The organism is Vagococcus intermedius (genome assembly GCF_029144185.1).
GTDB classification, from domain to species: Bacteria; Bacillota; Bacilli; order Lactobacillales; family Vagococcaceae; genus Vagococcus_D; species Vagococcus_D intermedius.
In genome coordinates this window covers 302,516-322,605 of the sequence record NZ_CP110232.1, presented here as the reverse complement: position 1 = coordinate 322,605, position 20,090 = coordinate 302,516, and the positions used below count along the sequence as shown (strand labels likewise).

The window sequence follows — 20,090 nt, the reverse complement described above, 5'->3', positions numbered from 1 at the left end:
TTTTTAATAAGCCATTTTGTTGGGAATAACCCCTCTGACGCCCCCTTTAGGTTGCTCACAATCCCCCTTATACCTGGGAATCACATGACAATGACAATGGTAGATAGTCTGACCAGCCACCTCACCACAGTTTAATCCAATATTATAGCCTGCTGGTTGGAACTTTTTGTCTAATAAAATCTTAGCTTGTCCTAACAAGTCAGCCATATCTTGTTGTTCTCTTGGGGTTAAGTCAAAATAATCTTGTCGGTGTATTTTAGGTATGATTAGTAAGTGTCCCTCGCTTACTGGAAATTTGTCGTAAAAAGCTAAACAAGTTTTATTTTCCAACAAGATAGCGCTAGTTTTTGCACAAAATAAACAGTATCCCATCAAACAATCCCTCCTCTTTTAATACGAGTATACATTAAAAAAGCCATCAAAGTATTGAGTCAGGACTCAATACTTTGATAGCTTGTTGATTCAATTATAGTAAGACCGTCACCGTAGCGGCAAGAATAATTAATACTAAACCGACAATAGTCACACGCATTTCTTTTGCTGATTTTTTTTGACCTAAGAACCAAATACCTGTTAATGTTGCTAAAACAACAGAAGTTTGTGAGAGGATAAAACCAGTTGCCAACCCATTCATATTTGGTTGAGCTGAAATCAAGTAAGTTAAGGCGGCAAAGGCAAAGAAGAAGCCTGAGAAGATATGTTTATAAGAGACACTTTCTGTAAAAGCTGACGTTTCTTTTCTTCCTAAGACCGCAGCATAAATGACAGCTACTAATAACATCCCGATTGATTGTGGTAAAAATGATTGCATTCCGTCTAAACTAGTTGCTTGCGGAGCAGCAGAGTATGCCCAGTAACCAATTTCTCCAATTGCTAACCAGATAACAGCTTTTTTTAAGACACTTGTATTTTCTTGGCTTTTTTCTTCAGACCAAACAGTCATACTCGCACCAATCACAATTAAAATTAAGGCAAGTCCTCCTAAGATTTTAGCCGTCATACTTGGCCAATTACCTAAGAAAAATACTCCCCATAATGATGCCCCTAATAACTGGAAGGCTGTAGTAATGGGCATAGCACGTGATGAGCCAATCATACCAAAAGATTTAAACGTAATAATTTGAGCTGATGCCCAACCCACACCTGATAGGATTGAGAAAAATAAATCGATACCTGTTGGCAACCCAATCCCTTTAATTAGTGCAAAAACACAAGCAAAAATAAAAGTCCCTAACGTTGAGCCTAAAATTTGATTGACAGGGCGTCCCCCAATTTTTGAGGCAATTGTTGGGTATAAACCCCAACCAAGTAAAGGTCCTAGACCGATTAATAGTGCTGTAACATTCATATTGTCACTCCTTATAAATTAAATAGATTTCTTAAAATACGACATTACTTTCTAACACAATATTTGCGTAAGGTGTTACCTCACCTGTTCGGATAAAAGCATGACAATTGGTTAAATCTTGCTTCATCTCTTCATGAGGATAAAAGACAATTTCAGTTTCTGGTAAGCGTGCTTGAATTTGTTCTAAAACAGTTGGATTTGCTGTTTTTATCTCTTCAGCTAAATAGACACGCTGGACTTCTAATTCTTCTAAAACATTATTTAAAACATCCATAAAACTAGGTAAACCATGTGTGACTGCTAAATCAATTTTTTCGACTGACATAGGGACAGGCATTCCTGCATCTCCAATACTCAATTTATCAAAATGTCCCATTTGAGCGATAACGCGTGAAATATCTGAATTGATTACTTTTGTTTTTTTCATAATTGGTTCATCCTTTTTTAGTTAGTCGTGACGTGCTTATTTAATTAATTCTTTTTTATAAGGAATTGATGGCTGAGCCCCAAAACGTTGAACCGTTAAAGAGGATGCTTTATTCCCATAACGAATCGCTTCTTCTAAATTACTAAAATCTGATTGTAAGATACTACTCATTGCTCCAATAAAAGTATCACCTGCTGCAGTTGTATCAACTGCTTCGACTTTAAAAGCTGGTACAATCCCATTTTTACCTTGTACATCATAGAAAGCACCTTTACTACCAACAGTAATAATGACTGCTTCAATTCCTAGATTGTGTAAGTGTTGTGCTGCTTCTTGCATTGAGGCTTCATCTGTTATCTTAATACCTGTTAAAATTTCAGTTTCAGTTTCATTTGGAATAATCATATCTGTCACTTTCAACAACTCTTCTGGCACATTCTCTAAAGCGGGTGCTGGATTTAAAATTGTTTTAATACCATGTTGACGTGCTAAGCTAAACGCTTCAATCGTGCTATCAATTGCGCTTTCGAATTGGGCAATCACAAAATCACTTTGTTTAATAATTTCTTCATTATCGCGAACTTGTTGAGGGGTAAACGTGTTATTGGCACCTGAATAAATCATAATGCTATTTTCACCATGACTATCTACCATAATAAACGCTTGCCCTGTTGATTCATTGTCCAATGTTGTGACCGCTGTCAAATCAATTTCTTCTTGAGACAATAAATCTGACATCATGATCCCCGCACCATCATTACCAACTGCACCAATAAAGAATGTCTTAGCTTCTGAACGTTTCGCTGCAACGGCCTGATTGGCACCTTTTCCACCGCCTGCTGTAAAGTGTTCAATTGCATGGATGGTTTCACCTGGTTTCGGCATTTCTTTCACTCTCAATGTTGTATCTAGGTTAATACTCCCAATCACTGTAATCGTATTCATTTTAATCGCTCCTCGCATTTTAGTTGTAGTGTTAGTATTCTATTTACATTCCCTTAGTTACGGTTATTAAAACGTTTTAAAAAACATGTAAAGACCAAATTAAAACGCTTTTATTTTGTTATTAAAACGTTTTAATAAGACAACAAAAATATAACACACCTTGAAATTTAATTCAAGGGTGCTGTTGAAAATCTTTTAATTATTTTAACAGGTAAGGTGATTTCTTGCCACCTGTCATCTGGTTTAGCCAACCGTTTTAATAATAATTCAGCCGTTTTTTCCCCTAATTCAAAAATAGGTTGGGCGATAGTGGTTAATTTTGGTGTGATATACTCACACATATCCACGTTATCATACCCAATAATACTATAATTTTCAGGAATTTTTTTGCCTGCTTCCGCTAAACCAAAATATAAACCAAAAGCTATTTCATCATTAATCGCAAAAACCCCTGTCACTTCTTGTTTTAACAAGTTAGGAACTGCCTGACGTCCACCAGCTTTTGTCAGCTCTGCCGCTATTAAAGTAACATCCTCGCCATAAATTGATCTAAATCCTGCCACTCTTTTTTGAATATTTTCAGTAGCTGCTTGTGGCGCAACAATCGCCACTTTTTTATGCCCTAATTCTGATAAATGCTCTGCGGCTAATCGTCCCCCTAAAAAATCATCTGTAAAAACTGCGTCACTCAGACCTTCAGCATACTTCTGATCCAATACAATAAAAGGATGATTTTTTGCTTTTAGATTCGCATTAATTGCCTCATTCGAAATAGCAGAACTGGCAATAATAAAGCCATCTACTCCTCGGCGACTTAATTCCTCCAAATAATCATTCTCTTTTTTCTCATCTAAATCAGCGTTACAAAGCATGGTAATATAATTTTCCCGATAAAGGACACTTTCAATGCCCCCAATTAAGGTTGAAAAAAAAGGATTGGTAATATCAGGTACTAATACGCCAATTGTTTTACTTTTTTTCACAACCATACTTTGAGCAAAATAATTGGGTTGGTAGTTTAATTCCTCTTTAGCCGCTTGAACTTTCTTCACCGTATTAGGATTAAAATGTTGGCTATGGCCATTTAAAATTTGTGAAACGGTCGCAATTGACATGCCACAGTGTTTGGCCACCTCTTTAATTGTTACCTTCTTCATTTTCATTCACTATTTCTCCTTACTATTTCCCCATTGCCACTACTTAACTCTTTAAAGAGCTTTCTTACTTATCATATCACTAACTCTTTAAATGAAAAAGACTATTCACTAAATACCGCCTATCAAATAACCACTTATTGGAACAGAAACAAAAAAACTCAGAAAGAAGACAGGTTATCCCTGGACTTTCTGAGCCTTGATTGCTTTGTTAATTATTATACTGACGGTGTTCCAACTTCTTCAGTTGACACATCACCAGCATTTAAATTCCAAGTTAACGCTGTTTTATATGTGACACCTTGGATTGATGATTGTGATACTTTACCTGGTACTACTAATTGAACCCCTTTATATTCAGCTTTATCCGTCATTTCTTGCGATTCGCCAAAACGAATCACTGACAAACCTTGTTTACCATCTTTAGCAATTGTTTGAGCGGCATCAGCCCCTGTTAATTCTAAAGTTTTTGATTCTTTATCAGTCGTTTCGGTATTCTTTGAATTGACAAGCATGATGTCATTCAATTGAATTTTAGAACCTGCAGCTAAATCAGCCACTTCTTTCCCTTCGCCATCATATCCTTTAAAAGCTGTTGCAGAAAGTGTTAATGACCATTTACTTAATGTCATTTCGTCAAGAGATGGGATACGCAGATCACTTACTTGAGCAAATAAAGGTTTGTAAGTTTCTTGACCTTCTTCTCCGTAAGTCGTTGGAACAGCACTATAAGTAACTGTTTCATTTGATACTTTTTGTTTATCAAATTGGAAATTAGGAGCAAACTCTAATTTTAGTTCCCCTTGGTTTGGATTGATCGTACCACCTGGTTTATCACCTGGTTTTTCTGGTTTTTCCTCTGGGTCTGGATCTGGATTTGGTTTATTTGGGTCAGTAATTTCTGGCTCTTTCGGCTCTTCTCCTGGATTTTCAGGATCCGTTGTACCACCAGCTTCAAATTGAATGCTACCTTCGGTTGTTAGGTTAGTTGCTGTATCTGTATCTGCAGCAAAAGCTTGAGCGCCTCCTAGAACTAAAGTTGATAATAAAATACTTGAAATAAGTGTTTTTTTCATAATATTTGCTCCTCCTAATTGGTTATATTTATTTAGACTATTAAGTGATGTTAGTTGTTTTATCATGTTATTTAAAAACTGATAGCATCAACCTATTATCATAATTAACTAATGACATTTACTATTATATCTGGGTTTAAAAAATATTTCTCATACTAATTTGCTCAACGAATTTAAAAAAATGGAGATTGACTGCCTACTAATCTTGTTATTTTTAAATCTAATCATTTTTCTCTTTAGCTTCTTTTTTACGCTTAGAAACAATCAAATAAATTAATAATAAAACAACAATAAGTAACAGCCCAAAAATGCCATACATTAAATAATTAGGTTTTTCAGGTTCAATATCCACTGCTTTTTCATTCATTTTTTTTGATTCTTTATCTGCAATGGTAAACTCTTTCGTCCAATCCCAATTACCATAAGGTGATGTTACTTTAATTGCTGTGACGTACGTCCCTGGTTTAAAGCTATCTTTTGTCCAATCAATCCCAAAATTCATTTTACTTTCTGGTGCAAATGAGACATTCTCTAGTTTATGTTCATGTAACACTTCTTTTTCACCTTTACGGGTTACTTTCCCCTCAATCGTTGCTTCTTTTAAAATATTTTTTTGTGTACTTTCAATTTCAGCCACGACTTTGTTATAACCTGAGACATTATCCGCTTTAACTGAATTTAATTTTAATTCCGCTTTACCTGCTTCATCATTATTAGACAACATGACTGGGACTGTAAAAGCATATTTATTATTAATCGTCATTCCTTCAGCCTTATCACTTTTAGACTTAGCTGAATCAGCTGCTTCTTGCAAATATAAACCGCCTAAAATAACTCCTTTAAACTCTTTAGCTGGCATCGTTATTTCTACAGGAATATTTTTAGTTTCATGCGCTTTAAATTCAACTAATTTATCAGTCTTAGCAAGCGACTCAAATTTATATTCTTTTTTATCTTTTGTTTTATCCGAAGGCGTATAGTCAATACTACCACTTGACAATGTTTTACTATCAGTTGGTGTCACCTGAATCGTACGATTTTCGTCAGCACTGTTACTAACCTTCACTTCAACTGTTGTCTTTTCTCCTGGCTCTAAACGCAAGTTATAAATACCGCTATTTTCACCCATCTGCTTTTCTGGTGCCACTGTGTCGACTTGGAAAGTCATTTCATCGGCTAAAACACTTACACTACCAGCGGTCAAACTAGCTAAGACAATCGCACATTTTATCATAAATTTTTTCATTTATTTCTTTCTCCTTTTCGTAATAAAAAAAGGCTTCCGCCTTTTTTTATCTTAATTATGCTTCAAGTTCAGGTGTCCCTTGAGAGGCTTCATCAATATCTCCTGCAGTCAAGTTCCATGTCAGTGAAGTTGTATATTCTACCCCTTTAGTAGCTGATAGTGATACTTTACTTGGCACAACTAATTGAACGCCTTTATAAGCCTTAACCTCATCATCTGTCTTCATCTCTTTAGCTTCCCCAAATCTCACAACTGATAAACCACTCGCTCCCTCTTCAACAAGAGTTGTCGCTTCGCCAGTTGTTGGCACTTTAATTTGCTCAGTTAATTTAGTTGATTCATCATTAGCTGAAATTAATGACACATCATTTAATTCAATTGTGCTACCTTCAGCTAACTCATTATCAAATGGACTTGCTGCTAACGTTAAGGTCCATGGTGTTAAAGCATCAGCTTCTTTCACACGTAAATCAGATACTTGGGCAAATAATGGTTTAGATAATTTTTCTTCCTCTTTGTCATAATTTGCTGGTGTTGCTGAGTATCTTTCTGTTTTTTTCGATACTTTTTGGGTATTAAATTGGAAGTTAGGGACATACTCTACTTTCAAACTTCCTTGATTTGGATTTTCTGTTCCCCCTGGTTTATCTCCTGGTTTTTCACCTGGTTCGCCTGGGTTATTTGGGTCAGTAATCTCTGGTTCTTTTGGCTCTTCTGGATTTTCTGGATCAACTCCACCATCTGTAAAACCAATCGTTCCTTTTGATCCTACGTTAGTCGCTGAATCTGCAGCAAAAGCTTGTGCGCCTCCCAGAACTAATGTTGATAATAAAATTGTTGAAATAAGTGTCTTTTTCATAAAATTAACTCCTCTTTTTTTTATAGTTGTTATTACTTAGTTGCAGGTGTCCCCATTGCTACTTTGCTAGCTGAACCTGATGACAATGTCCACGTTAAATCTGATTGGTACGTTGTATCTTTATAAGCTGATTGTGCCACAGCTGTTGGCACTACTAATTTAACACCTTTACTAAAGACAACGGTTGAGCGACCCTTAACCTCTGAATTAGCAATGTCCACTCCATCAGCTCCTATTCCTACCTTTTGATCGCCCTCAGCAAATGTTTCTGTTTTATTCTCAAAACCACTGTTAATAGTTGGTTGTGCAAAAACTAATGATGCACCATCAGCTAACTGTTTACGCTCTGCGCCTTCTTCAAAATCACCTGTTTCTACAAACTCACTGGCTTTTAAATTTAATATCCAACCCTTAGATGAGGCATCACGTGAATCAACTAACTGAGCGTATAAATTCATCTCTTTATTATTATTATTTGGGTTATTAAGTTTTCTCGCTGAATATTCTTTTTCTGAGGCAGCAATTTGAACTTTTCCAAAGTTAAAGTTAGGGGCAAATTCTAGTTTTAAAGGACCTTTATTAGGATTAGTTTGACCCCCTTCTCCTGGTTCTCCTGGATTTTCTGGATCAATAATAACCGGTGGTTTAACTTCTTCTCCACCTTCTCCAGGTTTTTCTTCTCCTTCACCTGGATTTTCTGGATCAACAATAACCGGTGGTTTTCCCCCATTGTCAGCTTCTTTAAATGTTATTGTTCCCTTTGTATCAAGTGCCCCTGGCTCTTCACTTTGAGCTGCTGACGACACAGATGCCCCTAAGACTAAACTTGATAATAAAACGGTTGCTAAAATTGTTTTTTTCATATTATATTCCTCCAATTAGTTTTTAAATTTATATCTAATATAAACCATACTACTGGCGATCATCGTTAATAATACGCCTATATTAGTACACTCATTGGTCTCACCGGTTTGGGGTAAGTTACCAATGAACTGTTTCTGATTATTAGTTGGGTATTCGGTTGAAACTGGTTGCCACCCACCACCTAATTGAGGTTTCTCCTCATTGTTAGCTGATAGTTGACCACTACCTAACTCATTCCCTTGACACGCTACTCCGCCACTACATAAAGGGGGGCAACTAGAGCTATCATTGCCTTCATTAGGACAACTATCCCCCTCTTGATCTTTAGGTGGTGGACACTCTTGAGGCTTTTCAGTTTCTTCCGGCGTTCCCGGTAATGGTTTATAATCGGTCCAGTCAAATGAGACACTCGCTTCAGAAATCACTTCTGTCGGAGAAATTGCCTCAGCTGATGCAAGAGTTCCTTGAAATACGCCTAAACTTAGCAACACTAAGCCGCTTTTTAAAATAAATTGTTTCATCTAAGCACCTACCTTTTGAGGAGTACCCATATCGGTATTAGTAATAACATCTCCTGTTGGAGTATTAAATGTTAAATCGGTTGTATAACTTACAGCTTTTAATTCTTGATTACTATTAGCTGGGACACTTAGAAACATTTGATAACTTTTATCATTTTTGACTTCCTTGCCTGTAAAAGTCAGGTTTGCTTTTTTACGACCGTATTTGTAACCTTTGACTGGATAGATTAAATTTCCGGTTTTTTCCTCAGGGGTCAAACGAATCACATTACCTGTTTTGTCTTTAAAGTTAATACCTAAGTGATTATCAATTTTTCGTGGGCCTTCTTCAGTTGACTCATAAAAACCTGACATGGTAACACTCATACCTAATTTTTCATCGATTTCAGGATATAATTTACTTTCGTCTACTTTACTGTTATAAGGTCGGACATCTGTAAATGTTAAGTTTCTATCCTGAGCTAAAGGAATATCTCTAGCTTCGGTCCTAAACGTTATGTTCCCAAACTCAAATCCTTCCTTATCCATATGAAGAGCTGTTTTAGATTTAAATTTAACGCTCAAACTAAGCGTACCAATAGGCCATTCACTCTTTATCATACGAGTGTTTTTCTGCGAAAGGCTCTGATTTTCCCACATATCATAAAAACTTGGATGATCAGCTCTGTAAGCCAGAAGCGCGAGGTTAGCGTCTACTACACCTGGGGTGTTAATTCTTATCCCGTACTCTTCTCGATCAAGTCCATTGTACATAATATCAAATGACTTTTCCCAAGCTGGAACTGCTAGGAGGTTTATTTTATCCTGTAACTCCTGCAAAGGAATGTCTGCTTTTTCAGCTACTATCGTATCCAGTTCAACCCTAGGTATTTTTAAACCCGGTAGAGTTCCTACATATCTATAGTTTTTATCTGGAACATCCTTGCTCCTACTAAAAAGTTCTGTATCTCCCACTGCGTTGATAAAAAATGGAATGAAACTTTCAGTTTTAAAATTATACTCATACGTTGATAGTCTTTGAGGCTCAAATTTTTTTCTTAATAATTGTTCATTTTCTTCTTCATCGTTGCTAAGTGGAGGATACTTATCAATCGAATTTAATGAGTACCATGACTTCTTTTCACTACCATTTGGATTATTTACTTGCACCTGCTGCATATTAGGTGTAGATAATTGAAAAATTTTATCTCGGTGTATAGTCCTAATTCCCTCACCCGTCCCCCCGTAAGTTTTAATTAATACCTCTCTAATAGAACGTATTTTTTTGTATGGTATATTGTACGCACCTTCAACTGGTAGGCTATCAACTACTGTATTTTTAAAACTTGTATTACCCTTAGTGTTAGCCAAATTAAGGGTTGCAGGTAAATAAGTATCTAGATGTAAGAGAAAGTCTGAACCATTAGCTGATTCATAAGGATTGCCAGGTTCATCCGGAACTAAGGACTGACTTTTGTGCTTATCGCCATAACCAACCCGTATTTTGTAATGTTCAGCATCTGCTTTAACTGGAGTGATCACTAATTTCGCTTTAGCTCTTGGTCCAGCCTGACCTAATATTTGATCAGTAATTACAATACTGCCTTCTTTAATAACAAACTTAACTTTCACATCAAATGTTATCGACTCCTCGACTAACTTCGAGGTATCATCACCTGGTACTGAAGGATGTTTACCCGTCACAGTAATAAAAGTATCCTCCCCATTTCTCGCGGATGTTTTATACAGTGATTTTTCATCCCAACTCTTTTCATCACTATTCGATTTTAATTTCAAATCAGTCCATTCTTGATTGTCTACCTTAAATTTTCCCTTTTCAAATAGATCAGTCGGTTTAATATCATTAATTTGAAACCCAACATAAAAAGTATCCTTAGCCAATTTATATTCAACTGGTCTAGTTTTATCAGGTAGTTTAATGTTAATTGGGGTGTCTATTTTATAGGTTCTTAGTTTTTGGATTTGCTTCGTATTAAAAGTATATGACACTTTAGCATTAAATGTTGCTTCTTTTTTTCCCATAATTTTTTCATACTCTTGATTGGAAATATCAATTTTGATATCACCCTTTAAGTCAATTATATATTTAGGATCAGGTGTTGTCGCTTTATTAGAGGCATTCCACTCATCATGAAGCTCCTCGACTAACTCAGTCGCCTTAAGTTGTACATGATCTTTAATACTCTTTATAATTTTTTCTTTACCTCCCGCCAAATACATCTCATCTTCTTTAGATAAATCAATTGTTTGAATATTTTCACCATCGTCAGTATCCAGACCTTTTACTCCAGGCTCTATTGGATCAGCAATAAATCGTGATAAAGGCAAGTGCACTAAGTTATTACTAGATCTCCCAACATTAGATAGTAAGAAATACTGAGTATTTTGACGATAACTCACCTCGTCAGCAGAAGATTCTGAATCATCTGAATTTAATTTTTTCATATACTTACCATTATGACTAATATTTTTACCACCAGCTTTTAATCTTATTAACGTCCTCATATGAGATGCGTTTAACTTATTATGTACGACAAGCTTATTCATTTGGTCATTGAGAGACTCAACATTAAAGTAATCTTCTCTTGATAAAAGCTCCTTACCCTTTTCATTTGTATTTATTTGACTTTTAAAAAAGTAAGGATTATTCGTAACCCGATAGTTTGATTTTTCTTGGAAATTGCGATCAATTAGGTGATTTTCAGCAGCAGGAGGATTCTCAGGTAGTATACTTTTAAAATCAAACATAAAATCATAACCTCCCACCTCTGATAATTTGTGAGGCAAAATTTTATTTTCAGTTCGAACAACTGGTGCATATATTAATCGAGAAGGGTTGCTAACCTGTGTGGACCTATCGCCATAAAAAATATAAACAGGCGTCTTTTGTTCCCCATTAGGAGTCAGTTCACCTATCCCATAATAATTATCTGGTAATACAAAAGTAATATCTACATCAGGGACTATTATAGTATCTAGTCTAGTTAAATCCTCCCACATGACTATCCTAAATGAGACTGTTTGGACTTCTGGAACCGTTGAATTTAACTTAGTACTTACATAACTTGAAGCATCATTGTAAGTGTCTTCTCTGTCAAAAGGATTATGAAGGTGCGCTTCAGCAGTTCGATGCATTCTCTTTGTCTTTGTATTATAGATTCTTGTCAAGATTAACTTGCTATCTACGTAATCGCCATCAATTGATTGTTCCTCTTCAGCAAGTTTAGTCCCAACTAGAGCTTTAATATCTTTTTTAATATAGACACGCCAATCACCTGTTTCATAAGTGCGCTCTTCACCTTCTTTTAACTCTAATTCTTTAGGATCAGTAACTGGTTGAGAATAATTTTCCCTATCTTTCCCTTCGGTTTTACCTTCTTCTTTGGCTTTCGCTTCTTCTTTGGCTTTGGCTTCTTCTTTGGCTTTCGCTTCTTCTTTGGCTTTGGCTTCTTCTTTGGCTTTCGCTTCTTCTTCGGCTTTCGCTTCTTCTTCGGCTTTAGCTTCTTCTTCGGCTTTAGCTTCTTCTTTGGCTTTCGCTTCTTCTTCGGCTTTCGCTTCTTCTTTGGCTTTCGCTTCTTCTTCAGCTTTGGCTTCTTCTTTGGCTTTCGCTTCTTCTTTGGCTTTCGCTTCTTCTTCGGCTTTCGCTTCTTCTTCGGCTTTCGCTTCTTCTTCGGCTTTCGCTTCTTCTTCGGCTTTCGCTTCTTCTTTGGCTTTCGCTTCTTCTTCGGCTTTGGCTTCTTCTTCGGCTTTGGCTTCTTCTTTGGCTTTGGCTTCTTCTTCGGCTTTGGCTTCTTCTTCGGCTTTGGCTTCTTCTTCGGCTTTGGCTTCTTCTTCAGCTTTGGCTTCTTCTTCAGCTTTGGCTTCTTCCATAGTTTCAAGTTGGGCGAGTAATTGCTTGTGCTGCTCTTTATTAGTTTCAATCTCATCTAAATCAACTAAAGAGATCCCCTCTGTATCTCCCACTAATTCCTTGCCTTCAATAATCGCTTCTATTTTGTTCCTCAAATCAGGCAAATCATCTGATTTGGAAAATGGCTTCTTTTCCAACAAGTCAAGTCTTTTCAACATATCACTATAACTATCTCTGACTTCTTTAGTTTTTTCTGTAGTAGTGATGGCTTGTACTTCTATCGCCGTCGGTAATAGTGCATTTAAGCCTAAGATAGATACTGCCAAAATAATAGTTTTTTTCATCATACATTTCCTCCTAACTAAACATCTTGATAACTTTTTTATTTTATTTCTAATAAATACACCTCAAACTTCTAATAGTTACGCTTTCAATTGCAAAACATATTCAGCTTCAAATATATCTTCTATCATTAATTCTGGTTGCTTTTTTTCCAGTTCAACCCGCACATCTTCTTCCGTATAAGAGATAGGAAAAATCATTTTACGCGTTATATTGCCTATTTTAGATTTAAATACAATATCAAATGACATGTAATCAGAAAAATATTGCTCATTCATATTTACTTTACTCCTGTCTTTTTTACCAAATTCTGTGCATTTTATTTACTTTTTAGAGCACTACTTTATTATATTTTTATTTAAGTAACATTTCTTATTTTAATTTGCTTTTGTAAAAACAATTTTGGAGATATATTTCATTTTCGTTTTTCTCAAATAACTTACTTTGATCCTGTTCTAGTCAACCCTTTTTTTATTTAACCAACTATTTAAAATAGAAATCCCAGAAATAAAGACTTTTATCTCATTTTTATTGTGTTTATTCTTTTTTTAAAAAAAATAGTCAGGATAAGTCTTTATTGTTTTTATATAAAAACAATACTTCACAAACTTTTATTACACTATTTTGATTTTACCGACTCTTTTTAAGATAAAAAATAATCTTTATTTAACAATATAATCATTTAATGAACACTAAAATAAATTCACCAACGAATTTATTACTAAAGGAGATTGACAATGTTAGATTTACTAATAAAAAAAAATGAGTATAACCAGATAGTAATCCTAGGTTCAGCAATTAGCGAATGCACCTTACCTAAAGATATTCTTGAAAAAAAACTGGATTTAACCTCTTTTACCCTAACTCGCTATATTCGAAATATTAATACAGATATTCAAGAGTTTGATACCTCAAAATCTGTGTTTGTTACGATTAAAGGGGATACTATTTGTTTAAATAATCCCAATGACTTGCCTATTTACACCTTATTTAACCAAATACTATCAAAATTTTTAAATGAGTCCACGGTTTATCAAACGCTCAAAGCCTTATTATTTAGAAATAAACAAGCAACCGATACTCTCATCGACTCCTTAAATATTTCTCAAAGTTATTTCAACAAAATAATCAAATCGATTAATGAATATTTTACAATATGCGAGGTCCAAATTATTCAACGTAACAAACAAATCTTTTTTTCAGGGCCAGAGACGCATATTTTATTTTTAGAATTTTTAATTCGCCAATATTTTAATAAAATTGAAACGCTACCTTGTATTTGCAAGCATCAATTTCCTGACTTGATTGATTTAGTCAGAGACCATACCCTTTCTGATCTCAATAGCATTCAACTCTCACGTATGAATGAACTTCATCATATTTTCAAAAAAAGAAGTGAACATCTCACTAATATTAAAATTATGGATCCTGAAATAAAAGAAGCACTCGAAACAATTACCTCACTTTCTGATTTGATTGTCGATACACCAGATATTCCTAATTATTCACAAGATATGCGCCTTTTTTCTAACTTACTACCACGAGTGATGTCTTCTCAACTGGAAACACCTGCTACTAAACGTCAAATTGGAATGAAACTCGCTAAATCACGAACAAATTTTTCTAAAGATGTTGTGACTTTTGTTAATACTATTATTGAGCGTTTTATTGATAATATGGACTTGAATTCAAATGAATATTTTGAATTTATCTATATTGCTCATCTTCACCTTATTTATGCTAGATTATTTGGATCTGACTTTAAAATCCTCTTTAAACTTAAACATGCCCATATCTTTGACTTAGCTGCTAAAGACCAACCTGTTTATAATGAATTAGTCACGTATTTTAATAATCCTAATAATTTTTCTGACATTAATACCGTTAACAAAGTAGCAATTATTTCAAATCGTGCCTTATTCATCGATTCGACTTATACTGCAATCCGTAGCTACCGTTATACCTCTGTCACCATTAGCTTTGATTTTATGTACCGTCTATCCTTCGAATATTTTTTACAAAATCGTTTACGTGATATCTTTTCTGAATCAGCCCTCATTTTCACTCATAATTCAGATAAAACAGATATTATTGTGACGGACCATATTATCAAGGTCCCACAGGATACAAAATTATTTACTTTCGTGGATACTAATTCTAGCCAATCTCTAGATAACCTGTTGGCTATGATCACCAAAACATTTAACCACAAAATTATGGCTACTGAAGCCTAAAAAAAGCAAGTGATATTTTCTCACTTGCTTTTTTACTTATAGGATTAACAATCACCCGTAATAAAAATAAGGTGACCCTCTTAAGAGGGTCACCTTATTTTTTAAATGTTACTTAATTAATTTCCAAGCAGGATTTCCGTCAGGCGTTGATCCTTTACTCCAATAATTAGCTTCATAGATATGTCCTTTATATGTTACTTTATCACCTAATTGGTAAGCTTTTAACCCAGACCATTCTGCTGGCTGTTCACCTTCTACTTCAATTTGTTCCCAAGCATCACTTGCATTAGGTTTATCGCCTTTTGTCCACCATTTAGCTTTGTAAGTATGTCCCTTATATGAGACTAAATCGCCCTCATTATAGACTTTATCTGACTGCCACTCAGGCTGAATATCTCTTTTGCTTTTATTAATTTTTAAATCAGTTTCTATTGAGACACTATCTTTTAAGTGACCAATATATTTTGAAGCATCTCGTTCCACAGTGTCAGTTGCCGTTAACGTTAATTTATCAATTGGTTTTAAAGCTTTCATTTGGAAACGATAATGACGGTTTTGACTAGATTGAATAAGACTAGGATGATACTTATTGTTCACATCCTTAACTAATAAGCTATCATCATTTAAGGTAATATGTGAATCGTCTACAGCACGATATTGTTTCCACTCATCGCCTACCATCATACCACCTGTAATACGAGTTTCAAATGTATTTGGGACGTATTCAACAACCCCACTGCCTTTTTCACCCCAATTCAATTCATGTTGACTATGAATAAAGCCATTTGTTGTTTCCTTAGAACCTTCTAACTTACGGAATGCAAAACTGCTTTCATATTCAAAAATATCACCTTTTTCAATAGGTTGGCCTGGTGAAGTTAAATTTTTCAATTGTTCACCTGATTTATCTGGACTGATAACTGACTTGTAGTCACTAATCGTTAAGTTTTCAGTCACAGTCGTTGAATCTTCGTTAAAATCAGGATACTTAATTTCATCACGTTTAATAATATCTGTGGCAGTCACCGCTAGATTTTTTACACCTTCAAGTAATTCTACTCTAAAACGATAATGTCTCGTTTGTGAACCACCTACACTCCCTAAATCAAAAAGTTTAATGCCTTGATCTTCTGTCGTCACATGGTCATCTGAGACTGATTTATATTTTTTCCAATCACTCCCAATTTGCATCCCACCTTCTGTACGCATTTCAAGGCTACCTGGTACGTATTTCATTTTACCAATACCTTGTGTCCCCCACATAAATTCATGTGCAGCATGTGAAAAATTTTGTGTATTGATGCCTGGTAAATTATAATCTACTTTAAAACTGCTCTCAAATTCGATGACATCACCTGCATGTAACTCCTTGCCTTGCGTTGTTAAATTGGTGATACGATCTGTCTTCGTATTCGGAATGACAATAGACTTATCTGGTTTTTTAACCGTCATAGCGCTAGTCGCTTCTGAAACGTCTCCGCCTACTTCAGCCGCTTGCCCTCCTTCAGATAATAAAACTGTTGAAAATAACACAGCTGATAAAAATAGAGTACTTCTTTTCATAATAATCTCTCCCCCATTATTGTTTATTGTCCTGTGTTTTGTTTTTTTTACAAAACGCCACTGGCTTTACAAATATGAGATTATTATACTTGAATTTTTTTGAAATTAACTATCAAGATATTTACAACTACTTTATTTTCTTGCCTGCTCTTTTTTTTTAGAGCCAGTAACTTTTTACAAAAAAATAACAGCAATCCTTTTAACTAATAGCAATTGCTAAAAGCCAGATAACCAAACATTGCTAACTGTTGTCTTACTTTTTTTAATAACAGTCCCACCTTCTTTGCATTAATAGTTTTCTTAGCCTATAATAAATAAGCCTATAAAACTTAATAAAGGAGCTAGCGTATGTTAGATTTATTAGTAAAAAAAAATGAATACAATCAAATTGTCGTCTTGGGATCGGCTCTTTCAAATAAAAAAAAAACAGTTCCAGACATTCAAGAACAATTAACTATTTCTAAAAGCTCATTCAATCGCTATCTCAACAATTTGAATCACGATTTAACCTTATTTTTTGACGAAAAGCTCGAGTTAGTATCTGATGGTTATCATTTAACCTTAGTTAATCCAACTAATCAGTCTAATCATAATGTCTTCATGGCGACCTTAAAATTTTACATCAATCAATCCACAACCTTTAAAATTCTTTTGATGCTCTCTTATCAAAATCCCTTAGAAGTCGAGATGATATTAAATGAATTGCATATTTCTTACAGTTACCTCAATAAATTAATAAAAGAAATCAATCAATATATGTGGCGTACTTCAGTTTCCCTAACTCAACGCCAAAAAATGCTGTCTCTAGAGGGACCTGAGCTAAATGTCGTGGTGTTTATAATCGGATTGAAATTGGCACTATGGCGATTTGATCCCACTCATGATGTCCTACTTGAAGTGACTAAAGGTGATTATTATTACGAGTCAACGCATTTATCTCATTTAAATACGCTGCAAACTAATCGATTGGCTTACGTTGCCCAAACAATACTTGATCAGCCACTTTCCGATTCTAAGATTGATATTACTGACAGTGAAGTCAATGAGTTGTTACTTATTTTAACCTCTTATAAAAATGTTATTAAAGCTGAAGGACATCCTTATTCCGATACAGAGCTTCTTTTTCTCAATTTATTAACGCGAATACTCTGTCCTAAGATAGATAGCTTAGATGATCGGATCGCCCTAGCCAAATTATTTTTAAAGGTTTCAAATAGTATTACTAAAGACGCTTTAAATCTATTAGATTTTATTAGAACTGAACTTTTCCCTAAAATTCAACTTGATAGTGATGATTATTATCATTATGTTTATCAAAGTATTATGTCTTTTCTATATTTAAGATTGCTCGACTATAATTTTACTGATCTCTTTACCCTTCAGACTGATCGTGTACATGGCTTCTATATTTCTGACCAACCTGAATTAAACAAAATTAAACAAAATCTTTCGCTTCGAATCCCTTTTGTTAGTGATAAAAATAAACTGATTTTCGTTCAAAACCACTCACTTTTTACTAGTGGCATCTATACAGCCTTACGTGAAACAAAAGCAACTACCCTCAACTTGTTTATTGATTTTAAATACCAAATTTCTTTTGAATTATACTTAAAAAAACGATTGGAACAACTCTTTTCTAAAGATATTATCTGCTATTTAGATAATATTAACCATGCGGATATTATTATTACTGATTTTTTTATCGAAACGCCTAAAGACAAGTCAGGATTTATCTTCGTTGATACCAATTCGATTACTGCTATGGAAGACTTGATGGTCAAACTTACAAAAATCTATACTCAAAAATTACAAAAAGCAAGGGAACCACTCTAATGTGGCTCCCTTGCTTTTATTTTTCGTCAGCAATTTTAGTTGCCTGAGACAACTTCTTAACTTTATAAATTAGGTAACCAATAATTAATAAGACTAAAATACCGACTGCTATTAGCCAATAAAGCCAACTTGGTAGCTTCTTCTGAACAGCCCCCTCATTAAGCTCTTGGGCTACTTGGGTAGTGATCTTAAACTCCTGATTCCACTCCCATTTTCCAAATTCCGATTCTGCTATGATATGTGCTAGATATGTTCCTGATTTAACTTTCTTATCTGTCAATTGAACACGATGAGGAAATATCGAATAAGGAGCTAGCGTATTATTCGATTTCTTATCTGTCACTAAGACTTGTTTCGAGCCCTTTTTACTAATTTCGGTTGTCACAGTGATATCCGGGATGATATTCGGCTTTGTGTTTTCTAACGGAATTTCTAAAGATGGGTGTCCACTATGTGTGCCTAGTTCGACCTTATCTAAAACAAGTTCTGCTTTCACTTGTTCATTGGTCATTGACACCATCATTTGAACAGGATAGCCCATCTGATTGTGAATTGACATCCCACTTTTATCTGCTTGATTTGGCTCACCATCTCCTGTATCTAAAATAAAAATACTACCCAAAATAATACCTGGTTGAGCTTTTTTAGGCATCTCTACCCAAAATTTTAAAGATTCAACACCCTTAGCTGGCACTTTCAATTTTTTTGGTACAGTGACCAAATCAGTAAATCGATTAGGTATTTCTTCCGATAATTTTGGCTTAGCATTAGTATAATCTATCTTACCATCAGTAGCTGTGCCTGCATTAAGAGCCGTTACGTCTACGACCTTATCTTTATCTCCTTTATTAGTTACCTGAATCTCATATTCTTTTTTTTCTGATTCCTTCATTTGGACATTAAAATAACCTTTAACATCCCCTTGCTGATTACTAGGAATGACTGGTTTGACACTAATTGTAAAGTCATTGGCGTGGGCAGTTAAAGGGATCATAACTAAAATTACTACTCCCAAAATCATCCCTACCATTCTTCTAGTCATAAAGACCCCTCTTTTCTTTTCGTTAATAAAAATAAGAGCCTAAGCTCTTATTTTTATGTTTTATTTACTTGGTAAAGCAGCTGTTTGACCATTACTTTCAACATTTGCTTCTACTGTCCAAGTTAAATTAGACGTATAATCAACTGTTGCTTGTGCTTTACGAGCATCTTTAGCTGGAATATCCAGTGTTGTTTTACTTAAATCGAATAAAAATTGGCTTTCACCCTCTGTTGGCGCTTCAGCAATTGTTACAGCAGCATCGCCATTAGCATTAACAGCAGCTGGAACACCTTTAGCATCTGTCTTAGAACCATCTGAGGCAAAGATATCTTTAACTGTATTTTCAATATTAATCACTAGACCTGTTAGTGAAGGAGAAACTGCTTTCGTTTCTGGATAACCAGGTGTTGCTGAGCCATTTTTAGTTGAAAAATCGGTTGCTTGTAATTTAACAGTCCAACCTGCTCCATTACCTGAAAAATCTGTTAAGCCTGCAAAAGCAATCGCAGCACTTTCTTTAATCAATGGAATATCATTTTTACCTTGTCCAACCTTTTGTTTTTCAAAACGAAAATCTGGTACTGATTTATCAGCCTTATTAACTAAATTACCTTCCCCATCAAGGTCTTGTGGTGTTACAAATTCTAATTTACCTGCTTCAAAAGCCACACTTCCTTTTGAATCATTCTTGTCGCTCACTTCAGCTGCATTAACAACTACTCCTGCTGACATACCTCCTACTGTGATAACTGATACTAATAACCCTGTTACAAATTTAGACATATT

17 protein-coding genes are annotated in these 20,090 nt (G+C 34.9%); 2 read left to right on the top strand and 15 right to left on the bottom strand.

Annotated elements, in window-relative coordinates; all coding sequences use genetic code 11:
* Positions 1 to 3: 3 nt before the first annotated feature.
* The 12 genes from OL234_RS01495 to OL234_RS01440 form a co-directional block, all read right to left on the bottom strand.
* Positions 4 to 372, bottom strand: a complete 369-nt coding sequence (locus OL234_RS01495) for an HIT family protein (protein WP_275469407.1) — start codon at positions 370 to 372, stop codon at positions 4 to 6.
* A 94-nt stretch (positions 373 to 466) separates the two neighbouring features.
* Entirely contained in the window at positions 467 to 1,348 is an 882-nt protein-coding gene (gene rbsU, locus OL234_RS01490) for a ribose/proton symporter RbsU (protein ID WP_275469406.1), read from the bottom strand.
* Between the two features lie 31 nt (positions 1,349 to 1,379).
* On the bottom strand, positions 1,380 to 1,775 hold the full coding sequence (gene rbsD, locus OL234_RS01485; protein ID WP_275469405.1) for a D-ribose pyranase: 396 nt from the start codon (positions 1,773 to 1,775) through the stop codon (positions 1,380 to 1,382).
* Between the two features lie 36 nt (positions 1,776 to 1,811).
* Positions 1,812 to 2,720, bottom strand: coding sequence for a ribokinase (rbsK, locus tag OL234_RS01480; protein WP_275469404.1), 909 nt, complete (start codon positions 2,718 to 2,720; stop codon positions 1,812 to 1,814).
* Between the two features lie 167 nt (positions 2,721 to 2,887).
* Positions 2,888 to 3,883, bottom strand: a complete 996-nt coding sequence (gene rbsR / locus OL234_RS01475; protein ID WP_275469403.1) for a ribose utilization transcriptional repressor RbsR — start codon at positions 3,881 to 3,883, stop codon at positions 2,888 to 2,890.
* A gap of 209 nt (positions 3,884 to 4,092) precedes the next feature.
* Entirely contained in the window at positions 4,093 to 4,950 is an 858-nt protein-coding gene (locus OL234_RS01470; protein ID WP_275469402.1) for a WxL domain-containing protein, read from the bottom strand.
* Between the two features lie 220 nt (positions 4,951 to 5,170).
* Positions 5,171 to 6,196 (bottom strand): WxLIP family cell surface protein, encoded by a 1,026-nt coding sequence (locus OL234_RS01465; RefSeq protein WP_275469401.1) that lies wholly within the window; start codon positions 6,194 to 6,196, stop codon positions 5,171 to 5,173.
* A gap of 55 nt (positions 6,197 to 6,251) precedes the next feature.
* The gene (locus tag OL234_RS01460) at positions 6,252 to 7,055 is read right to left on the bottom strand and encodes a WxL domain-containing protein (RefSeq protein ID WP_275469400.1); all 804 of its coding nucleotides are present in this window, start codon (positions 7,053 to 7,055) and stop codon (positions 6,252 to 6,254) included.
* A gap of 32 nt (positions 7,056 to 7,087) precedes the next feature.
* Entirely contained in the window at positions 7,088 to 7,918 is an 831-nt protein-coding gene (locus OL234_RS01455; protein WP_275469399.1) for a WxL domain-containing protein, read from the bottom strand.
* Between the two features lie 15 nt (positions 7,919 to 7,933).
* On the bottom strand, positions 7,934 to 8,440 hold the full coding sequence (locus OL234_RS01450; protein WP_275469398.1) for a hypothetical protein: 507 nt from the start codon (positions 8,438 to 8,440) through the stop codon (positions 7,934 to 7,936).
* Complete coding sequence (locus OL234_RS01445) at positions 8,441 to 12,637, bottom strand: hypothetical protein (protein WP_275469397.1); 4,197 nt, start codon at positions 12,635 to 12,637, stop codon at positions 8,441 to 8,443.
* A 75-nt stretch (positions 12,638 to 12,712) separates the two neighbouring features.
* On the bottom strand, positions 12,713 to 12,910 hold the full coding sequence (locus tag OL234_RS01440) for a hypothetical protein (RefSeq protein WP_275469396.1): 198 nt from the start codon (positions 12,908 to 12,910) through the stop codon (positions 12,713 to 12,715).
* 459 nt (positions 12,911 to 13,369) lie between these two features.
* Between OL234_RS01440 and OL234_RS01435 the strand changes: the two genes are divergently transcribed.
* On the top strand, positions 13,370 to 14,866 hold the full coding sequence (locus OL234_RS01435) for a helix-turn-helix domain-containing protein (RefSeq protein WP_275469395.1): 1,497 nt from the start codon (positions 13,370 to 13,372) through the stop codon (positions 14,864 to 14,866).
* A 108-nt stretch (positions 14,867 to 14,974) separates the two neighbouring features.
* Here OL234_RS01435 and OL234_RS01430 read toward each other — a convergent pair whose 3' ends face one another.
* A complete protein-coding gene (locus tag OL234_RS01430) occupies positions 14,975 to 16,429 on the bottom strand; it encodes a carbohydrate-binding protein (RefSeq protein ID WP_275469394.1) in 1,455 nt (484 codons plus the stop codon).
* A 348-nt stretch (positions 16,430 to 16,777) separates the two neighbouring features.
* On the opposite strand from OL234_RS01430, the gene OL234_RS01425 reads away from it, so the two are divergent.
* A complete protein-coding gene (locus tag OL234_RS01425; protein ID WP_275469393.1) occupies positions 16,778 to 18,262 on the top strand; it encodes a helix-turn-helix domain-containing protein in 1,485 nt (494 codons plus the stop codon).
* Between the two features lie 16 nt (positions 18,263 to 18,278).
* Here the strand turns inward: OL234_RS01425 and OL234_RS01420 are convergent, their stop codons facing one another.
* Together OL234_RS01420 and OL234_RS01415 are read right to left on the bottom strand one after the other, a co-directional pair.
* Entirely contained in the window at positions 18,279 to 19,304 is a 1,026-nt protein-coding gene (locus tag OL234_RS01420; RefSeq protein WP_275469392.1) for a WxLIP family cell surface protein, read from the bottom strand.
* Positions 19,305 to 19,364: 60 nt separating this feature from the next.
* Positions 19,365 to 20,087, bottom strand: coding sequence for a WxL domain-containing protein (locus OL234_RS01415; protein ID WP_275469391.1), 723 nt, complete (start codon positions 20,085 to 20,087; stop codon positions 19,365 to 19,367).
* Positions 20,088 to 20,090: the final 3 nt, after the last annotated feature.

Coding starts and splice junctions, on each gene's coding strand:
- OL234_RS01495 (WP_275469407.1), bottom strand. CDS start 372: ATGGGATACTGTTTATTTTGTGCAAAAACTAGCGCTATCTTGTTGGAA.
- rbsU (WP_275469406.1), bottom strand. CDS start 1,348: ATGAATGTTACAGCACTATTAATCGGTCTAGGACCTTTACTTGGTTGG.
- rbsD (WP_275469405.1), bottom strand. CDS start 1,775: ATGAAAAAAACAAAAGTAATCAATTCAGATATTTCACGCGTTATCGCT.
- rbsK (WP_275469404.1), bottom strand. CDS start 2,720: ATGAATACGATTACAGTGATTGGGAGTATTAACCTAGATACAACATTG.
- rbsR (WP_275469403.1), bottom strand. CDS start 3,883: ATGAAAATGAAGAAGGTAACAATTAAAGAGGTGGCCAAACACTGTGGC.
- OL234_RS01470 (WP_275469402.1), bottom strand. CDS start 4,950: ATGAAAAAAACACTTATTTCAAGTATTTTATTATCAACTTTAGTTCTA.
- OL234_RS01465 (WP_275469401.1), bottom strand. CDS start 6,196: ATGAAAAAATTTATGATAAAATGTGCGATTGTCTTAGCTAGTTTGACC.
- OL234_RS01460 (WP_275469400.1), bottom strand. CDS start 7,055: ATGAAAAAGACACTTATTTCAACAATTTTATTATCAACATTAGTTCTG.
- OL234_RS01455 (WP_275469399.1), bottom strand. CDS start 7,918: ATGAAAAAAACAATTTTAGCAACCGTTTTATTATCAAGTTTAGTCTTA.
- OL234_RS01450 (WP_275469398.1), bottom strand. CDS start 8,440: ATGAAACAATTTATTTTAAAAAGCGGCTTAGTGTTGCTAAGTTTAGGC.
- OL234_RS01445 (WP_275469397.1), bottom strand. CDS start 12,637: ATGATGAAAAAAACTATTATTTTGGCAGTATCTATCTTAGGCTTAAAT.
- OL234_RS01440 (WP_275469396.1), bottom strand. CDS start 12,910: ATGAATGAGCAATATTTTTCTGATTACATGTCATTTGATATTGTATTT.
- OL234_RS01435 (WP_275469395.1), top strand. CDS start 13,370: ATGTTAGATTTACTAATAAAAAAAAATGAGTATAACCAGATAGTAATC.
- OL234_RS01430 (WP_275469394.1), bottom strand. CDS start 16,429: ATGAAAAGAAGTACTCTATTTTTATCAGCTGTGTTATTTTCAACAGTT.
- OL234_RS01425 (WP_275469393.1), top strand. CDS start 16,778: ATGTTAGATTTATTAGTAAAAAAAAATGAATACAATCAAATTGTCGTC.
- OL234_RS01420 (WP_275469392.1), bottom strand. CDS start 19,304: ATGACTAGAAGAATGGTAGGGATGATTTTGGGAGTAGTAATTTTAGTT.
- OL234_RS01415 (WP_275469391.1), bottom strand. CDS start 20,087: ATGTCTAAATTTGTAACAGGGTTATTAGTATCAGTTATCACAGTAGGA.